The organism is Micromonospora sp. MH33 (genome assembly GCF_003013775.1).
Lineage (GTDB): Bacteria > Actinomycetota > Actinomycetes > Mycobacteriales > Micromonosporaceae > Micromonospora > Micromonospora fulviviridis.
The window spans coordinates 1-3652 of record NZ_MUYZ01000453.1 but is presented as its reverse complement, the minus strand read 5'-3'; the positions used below and the strand labels follow the sequence as shown (position 1 = coordinate 3652).

General features: G+C 76.4%; 2 protein-coding genes. Both read right to left on the bottom strand.

Annotation, left to right across the window (positions count from 1 at the left end; all coding sequences use genetic code 11):
* Nucleotides 1-1076 (bottom strand): glycosyltransferase (locus tag B0E53_RS34245; RefSeq protein ID WP_107079689.1); only part of this gene is annotated, 1076 nt, incomplete at its 3' end.
* Between the two features lie 43 nt (nt 1077-1119).
* On the bottom strand, nt 1120-3465 hold the full coding sequence (locus tag B0E53_RS34240) for a flippase-like domain-containing protein (protein ID WP_107079688.1): 2346 nt from the start codon (nt 3463-3465) through the stop codon (nt 1120-1122).
* Between the last annotated feature and the right edge of the window lie 187 nt (nt 3466-3652).

Here is a 3652-nt window from a genome sequence, read left to right as displayed (position 1 = left end):
TCGTGCGCCGGGCGAGCCGCCGCCCCCGGGCCGGCGCGGGAGGTCCGGTCGCCGAGCCGGACCGCGCGCTGCCCGCCCGCCTCGCCGACCAGGGCGGCCAGCACCGGTCCGAGCTGGTCGGCTTCGGGCACCCACCGGGTCAGGCCGGCCCGGGCCAGGACCGAGGCGTTGGCCCGCCCGTGCCCCGGGATCGGGCGGTACGTCACCACCGGCACCCCGCAGGCCAACGCCTCCTGGCAGGTCAGCCCGCCGGCATTCTCCACCACGACGTCCACCGCGCGCATCAGCGTCGGCATGTCGTCCACCCAGCCGAAGACGTGCTCGTCGCCGGCGCTCAGCCGCTGGTACAGCTCCTCGTTCCGGCCGCACACCACCACCGGCCGTACGCAGCCGGTGGCACGCACCTCTGCCACCGTGGCCTCCACGTCCCCGGCGCCCCAGGCCCCCGCCACGATCAGCGCCAACCGGTCGTCCGGCGGTAGACCGAGGCGCTGCCGGGCGTGCCGGCGGTCGATCGCCGCCGAGGTGGCGAAGTCCCGGGCCACCAGCGGCTGGACCACCGTGACGTCGACGCCGTCGGCCGCCCTGGCCGGTTGTACCTCGGCGTGCCGGACCGCGCAGTAGACGTCCACCCCCGGGGAGAGCCAGGTGGGATGCACGACGAAGTCGGTCACGTACGTGATGACCGGGACGACCAGCCGCCCCTGCTGGCGCAGCGGCCCGAGGAGCTGGTTGGCGAACGGATAGGTCGTCACCACCGCCCGGGTGTCCGGCGGAATGGCCCGACGCATCCGTCGACGGACCGGTCGGAGCAGCGACCGGAGCACCGAAACGGACACCCGCGACCGGCTGGTCAACGCGAAGAGGATGTCGTAGCCCCACGGCAGCCAGCGCAGGATGCCCCGGTAGGCCTCCTTGAACGCCCAGTGCACCGGGCGCGGCAGCACCTCCAGCAGGTTCAGCCGGTCCACCACGAAGCCCCGGCCGCGCAGCCGCCGCGTCAGCTCGGCGGCGGCCGTGTCGTGGCCGGCGCCGACGTCCGCGGAGACCACCACGATCCGTCCGGGGCGCTCCATGTCGCGGCGCATACCCACGGTCACGGCTTCCACGCCCTGCCGTTCAGACGGCGCGACGGCGGACCAGCAGGCGCAGCGCCACGTACCCGGGCAGCACCGGCAGCCAGAAGGTGGCGAGCCGGTAGATCAGCACCCCGGCCACCGCGGTGTCCACCGGGATGCCGTATAGCAGCAGGCCGGAAACCAGGGCCGCCTCGGTGGCGCCCAGCCCGCCCGGGGTCGGCGCGGCGGACGACACCCCCTCCCCCACCAGGCATACCAGCACCACCGGCGCGATCAGCGCCGGGTCGGTCGGCAGGCCGACGGCGAGCAGCGCCAGGTACAGCGCGGCCCCGTAGGCGATGGTGAGCGCCACGCTCACGCTCAGCAACGACACGATCCGGCCACCACTGGCCAGCGCGTGCAGGGCGTCGGTGGCCTGTCGCCGGGCCGCGCGGATCCAGGTCCGCCAACGGGGTACGGCCAGGGCCACGGCGACCACCAGCAGCACGCCGAGCACGATCAGCAGCACCGTCAGGCCCCGCCCGGTGGCGGCGTTCATCAGGTGCCGACGGGTGCCCCGGGCGAACGGCAGCAGGACCGGCAGCAGGAGCAGGACGCCGAGCACGCCGGCGACCCGGTCCACGGCGACCGCGGTCGCCGCCGCCGGTACGGGCAGACCCTGCTGGCGCAGGTAGCGGATGCTCAGCGCGGCGCCGCCGAGCGCGCCCGGCGCGAGCCGGTTGACGAACGAGGCGGCCACCTGGACCGCGATCGTCCGGCCGAGCGGCACCCGCCCGGCGGCGGCGAGCCGCAGCGCCATCGCGCTCAGCAGGTAGGTGGCGGCCGAGGCGAGCAGCGCCCCGGTCACCGCGAGGGGAGCGGCGTGGACCACCGCGTGCAGCGCGGCGCGCACCTGGCCGACCTGCGGCAGCAGGAAGTGCACCAGCAGGCCGAGCATGACGAGCAGGAACACGTCCCGGCGGGTGATCCGGACGACCCGGGCGAGGCGGTCGGGGCGGCCGGGGCAGCGGCGGGCGATCTCGTCGTGCAGGTCGTCGAGCAGGCCGGGCCGGCGGTCGGCGAGAGCCCGGCCGGCGCGGGACAGCAGCGCCGGCTGGAGCCACGGCAGGCTGTCCGCCACCGCACCGGCGCCGAGCTGCCCGACGGCGGCCGCCACGGCCGGCCGCACGCCGGCCAGCGCCGCCAGCGTGACCAGGAGTTCCACCAGGTCGCGGGCCTGCTGGTCGGCGGAGGCCTCGTCGGTGCCGAAGCCGAGGTCGACCAGCCAGGCGGTGGAGTCCGCGACCAGCACGTTGGCCGCCCGCAGGTCCCGGTGGGCCAGGCCGGCCCGGTGCAGGCGGGCCACCTGCCGGCAGACGTCGTCGAGCAGGTCCGGGCCGAGTTCGGCCGGGTCCAGCGCGTCGAGCGGCCGGCCCGGCACGAACTCCTGCACCAGCAGCGCGTCCCCGGCCGGGTCGGTGGCGGTGGCGACCAGGCGCGGCGTCCGTACCCCGGCCCGCTCCGCGCGCAGCAGGAGGTACGCCTCGTGCTCGCTCTTCTGCTTCGCGGTCGCGTACGGCGGTTCGTCGACGATGCCGCGGTAGCGCAGCCGGCGGTAGAGCTTGTAGAGCCAGTCGGCGTCCCGCTGGCTGCCCCCGGTGACCTTGACGAAGAGGCACCGGCCGTCCTCGGTGGTGACCCGCAACGGTCGGGAGCCCCGGGCGTCGCCCCGGACCGGGGTCAACTCGACCGCCTCGATGCCGCGGCCGAGGAGCACCTGCCGCAGCCGCCCCACCGTGCCGCCCGGCCCCACGTCACCGACGATCATCCGGGTGAGGCTCGCCATGAACCAGCCGAGCAGGAACCCGCCCAATACGTCGACCGGCAGGTGGGCGCCCACGTAGACCCGGGCCGTCCCGACGGCGGCCACCGCGAGCCAGGCGAGCGGCCGGACCCGCCGGGGCAGCACCGGGGCGAGGACCGACACGAGTGCGGTCGCCACCGCCATGTGCCCGGACGGGTAGCCGTAGCGCCCGGCGACGGTCTCGTGCAGCCGGATGTCGGCCAGGAAGGCGGCCGGCCGGGCCCGGCCCACCACGAGCTTGGCCAGCACGGCCGCCCAGTAGGCCAGGTTTCCGGCGAGCAGCAGGTCGCGGGCGAGCCGCCACTGCCGGGCCGCCGCCGCGACCGCCGTCGCGACCAGGATCGCCGGGTACGCGCCGAGCTGCATGACCGGCACCAGCACCGGGCCGACCGGGCCGGGGATCTGGTTGACAAGCGTGAACAGGTCCCGCTCCCAGCGGCCGGGCGGCCGGTGCCGCGCCCAGGAGCTGACCAGCGCGAACAGTCCCCCGGACAGGACCAGGCCGAGGATCAGCGCCGGTGACGGACGGTGGGTCCGGGGCATCGCCGGCGTCAGCGGATGGCGGGCGGGCGACCGGCGGCCGGGCGCGCGGCCGGGTCCGTCGTCCTGACGGCTGCCCCGGTGTCGCACATGGGACGACCATATGGTCGCCCGCGGCCGGAGCGGGCGGCAACGCCGCGATCCGCCCCGTCGGGCGGACCCGGTCGCGGGTCAGGCGCGGCGGCGGCGG

Bases quoted from the DNA above. Each gene is read 5' to 3' on its own strand.
- B0E53_RS34240 (WP_107079688.1), bottom strand. From the start codon at position 3,465: ATGCCCCGGACCCACCGTCCGTCACCGGCGCTGATCCTCGGCCTGGTC.